This window comes from Streptomyces sp. NPDC004561, from assembly GCF_053602155.1.
On the sequence record NZ_JBSGDB010000709.1, the window covers coordinates 1 to 3,343 of the forward strand.

Consider the following 3,343-nt stretch of genomic DNA (forward strand, 5'->3'; position numbering starts at 1 on the left):
GGTGGCCGGGATCTTGATGAGGGTGTTGGGGCGGTCCACCAGCCAGGCCAGCTGCTTGGCCTCGGCGACGGTCGCCTTGGTGTTGTGCGCGGACCGGCGGGCGCGGTGGTCTACGAGTGGCCCCGGAGCCTCGGCAGGGTGACGAAGCCCTCCGCCTGGGCGCTCGCCAGGCCGATGCGGGGGATGTCGCTGGTCTTGGCGAAGAGCAGGAAGCGGGGCTCCCAGACAGGCCGGTACTTGGCGTTGGCGCGGTAGAGGGACTCGATCTGCCACCAGCGGGAGAAGAACGTGAGGGTGGAGCGCCAGAGCCGCAGGACGGGGCCCGCGCCGAGGCGTGCGCCGCGTTCGAAGACCGAGCGGAACATCGCGAAGTTCAGCGACACCCGCTGGACGCCCAGCTCCTTCGCCTGCAGGAGCAGCTCGACGACCATGTACTCCATCAGGCCGTTCTCGCAGGCGCGGTCGCGGCGCATCAGGTCCAGGGAGAGGCCGTTCTCGCCCCAGGGGACGAAGCTGAGCACGGCCCGGGGCTCGTCGTTCGAGTCCCGGCACTCCAGCATGACGCAGCGGCCGTCGTCCGGGTCGCCGAGGCGGCCCAGGGCCATCGAGAAGCCGCGCTCGGTGGCCCCGTCGCGCCAGTGGTCGGCGCGGTCGATGAGGTGGGCCATCTCCTCGGCGGGGATGTCCTCGTGACGGCGGATGCGCACGGTGTAGCCGGCCCGCTTGACCCGGTTGTGGGCCTGGCGGACCACGCGCATCGCGCGGCCGTCCAGGGTGAAGTCGTCGAGGTCGACGATCGCCTCGTCGCCGAGTTCGAGGGCGTCCAGGCCGTGCCGGGCGTAGACCGTGCCCGCCTCCTCGCTCGCCCCCATGACCGCCGGGATCCAGGCGTGCCTGCGGGCCTCGGCGAGCCAGGCGTCGATGGCGCCGGGCCAGGCCTCGGGGTCGCCGATGGGGTCGCCTGAGGCGAGGGAGACCGCGCCGACGACGCGGTAGGTGATCGCCGCCTTGCCGCTGGGGGAGAAGATCGCCGCCTTGTCGCGGCGCAGCGCGAAGTAGCCGAGGGAGTCGCGGGCGCCGTGCCGGTCGAGCAGCGCGCGCAGTTTCTCCTCGTCGCCCGCGGTGAGCAGCTGACGGCCGCGCGGGGAGCGGAAGCAGGCGTACAGGACGACGCAGAAGGCGGCGGCGAGCAGGATGTTGACCGTGATGTCGGTCCAGCGGGGCGCGTGCACGTGCTCGATGCGGTCGGCGAACACGCCGACGCTGATGCCGCGCAGGTAGGTGTAGAAGATCTCGTCGGTGAGGCCGGCGCCGGGCAGCTTGTTGGTGGCGTGCACCAGCAGGGTGCCGAGGCCGCCCGTGACGAGCAGGCCGCCCGCGCCGACGGCGAGCGCCAGCTTCGGGTTGGAGCGGTCGCCGACCGCGTTGAACTCGCGCCGCCCGATCAGCAGGGCGGCCACGAACAGGCCGGTCAGGGTGGTGGAGACCCAGTTGAAGACGTGGTCCTGGTAACGGTCCTGGGTGAGCCCGAGGACGTAGATCACGAAGAGCGGTCCGGCGAGCAGGAGGTTGCTCACCCACGCGGCCCGCTTCCGGCGCCGCATCACCAGCATGAGGAAGATCGCGAGCGCGGCCGAGACCAGGCCGCCGGTGGCCAGGTACGGCGTGAAGAAGGCGCCGGTGTGGTGCGGGTGGACCTGGTGGGCGGTGAAGAGCTTGCTGGTGTTGTGCTCGTGGACCTCCTGCCGGAACGGCAGGGACAGCACCGCGAGGATGTTGACCACGGCTATCAGCCGCAGGTACCACACAGTGACCGAGGCCGCCGCTGCGCGTAGCCGCGGGCTGGGCGGAGCCAGCGGGAAATCGCGGCGCGTACCGCGCTGGGCGGGGATCTGCGTGGAGGTCGGAGTCGACTGCTGTGCGGGCATGGTGACTGGTCACCTTGGTCGGGGGACGGGGCCTCTTCGACCCTACAACTTGTAGGGTGATGCGGCCGGGCGGACTTCGGGAATGGAGCGTACCGGCATCCGCTCTTACCCGACCCTTTCCGTACCGCGCCGGGCGGCCGCCAGCGTCCAGGCCAGGTTGCCCACCGCGGCCCCGGCCGCCACCGCGGCGACGATCACCCCGCCGGTCGCGAGGCCGTCGCTGAACAGGTGGGGGCGCCGGTCGAGGCTGTGCAGACCGAAGCCGCACAGCTCGTACACACCGATGGCGGCGATGACCAGGCTGACCACGAGCAGGGTCAGGGTCGGCGCGAGGCTGCGCACACAGACCTCCCCGATGGGTTCCGTCTCCGTTTCCTGCATGCATCCCCCGTTGAACAGGCGTATGGACGGCCACGTGGCCGCAGGCGGTTGGGAACCTACAATACGTAGGGTCGGCTGGGGTCGACGCCATGCGCCGGTATCTGGGCGTGGACATGGAAGGCATCACCGGGCTCGACGCCGACGATTTCCAGCCGGGCGGCCGCGACTACGAGCGGGGCCGCTCCATGATGGCGGAGGACGTGAACGCGGCCGTGCGCGGCGCGCTGAGGCGGGTGCGAGCACCGTCCTCGTCAACGACGGGTGTGTTCGGTCACAGTTTCACGGGACGCGAGATCGACTTCCCCGCCGGCGGTGACGGGAGATCCGGTCACGGGCCCGGCGAGTTGCGCTAACCGCCCGCCGGGCCGGCTCCCTCGCCCTTCGCCTGGGCCGTGCGGCGGGCGTAGGCGCGGGCCGCGCGGGCGCGGTCGCCGCAGCGGGTGGAGCACCAGTGGCGGCGGCCGTGGCGCAGCAGGTAGCGGTTGCACGGCGGGGAGCCGCAGGCGGTGAGGCGGTCGGCGTCGGGGCCGGTGAGCAGGTCGGCGGCGTCGGCCGCGAGCGCGGCCAGGGCGTGCTCCAGGATCTGGGTGGTGGGGTGGGAGGCCGCCCGGTACATGCCCCGCTCGGGGGCCCAGCGCAGCAGTGAGGCCGCGGGGGCCCGGGTGAGCGCGTCGTTACGGGGGTCCGCGAAGTCACCGAAGTTGGGGATGTTGATGGAGAAACGCATCTCAGCAGAATGCGCAGTTGGCTGCGGAGGGGCAATCGGATTTCCGGCCGGGCGGCCTTCCGTGGGTCGGTCATGCGAGGCCGCAGTACGTGAGGCAGGCGGAGAGGAACTCACTCCGAGCTGCAGGGGATTGCGCGGTGACGGTGCATGCTGCGGCGGACAGCGTGAGCGGTTCGAGTGCCGGTGGAGGGCGTGTGCCGCCACCGTTGGAAGGTCACCGCGTCGATGACGCCCCTCGAACCGGCCTCGCTCCTTGCCGCGAACGCCGCCGCGGCGGTGCCGTTCCGCCCGGGTCTCCCGGCGCCTT

The 3,343-nt window shown here is 71.8% G+C and carries 2 protein-coding genes and 3 pseudogenes; 1 reads left to right on the plus strand and 4 read right to left on the minus strand.

The window, feature by feature from the left end; genetic code table 11:
- From ACWEN3_RS43990 to ACWEN3_RS44000, 3 genes and pseudogenes are all read right to left on the minus strand, one after another.
- Positions 1-96 (minus strand): annotated as a pseudogene (locus ACWEN3_RS43990) (transaldolase family protein); the annotation flags it as partial.
- 14 nt (positions 97-110) lie between these two features.
- Entirely contained in the window at positions 111-1,928 is a 1,818-nt protein-coding gene (locus ACWEN3_RS43995; protein ID WP_452983623.1) for a phosphatidylglycerol lysyltransferase domain-containing protein, read from the minus strand.
- 105 nt (positions 1,929-2,033) lie between these two features.
- Entirely contained in the window at positions 2,034-2,309 is a 276-nt protein-coding gene (locus tag ACWEN3_RS44000) for a hypothetical protein (protein WP_452983626.1), read from the minus strand.
- 89 nt (positions 2,310-2,398) lie between these two features.
- Between ACWEN3_RS44000 and ACWEN3_RS44005 the strand changes: the two are divergent.
- Positions 2,399-2,568: pseudogene (locus ACWEN3_RS44005) on the plus strand (M55 family metallopeptidase); the annotation flags it as partial.
- Positions 2,569-2,658: 90 nt separating this feature from the next.
- On the opposite strand, the pseudogene ACWEN3_RS44010 reads toward ACWEN3_RS44005, so the two are convergent.
- Positions 2,659-2,985: pseudogene (locus ACWEN3_RS44010) on the minus strand (CGNR zinc finger domain-containing protein); the annotation flags it as partial.
- Positions 2,986-3,343 lie beyond the last annotated feature (358 nt).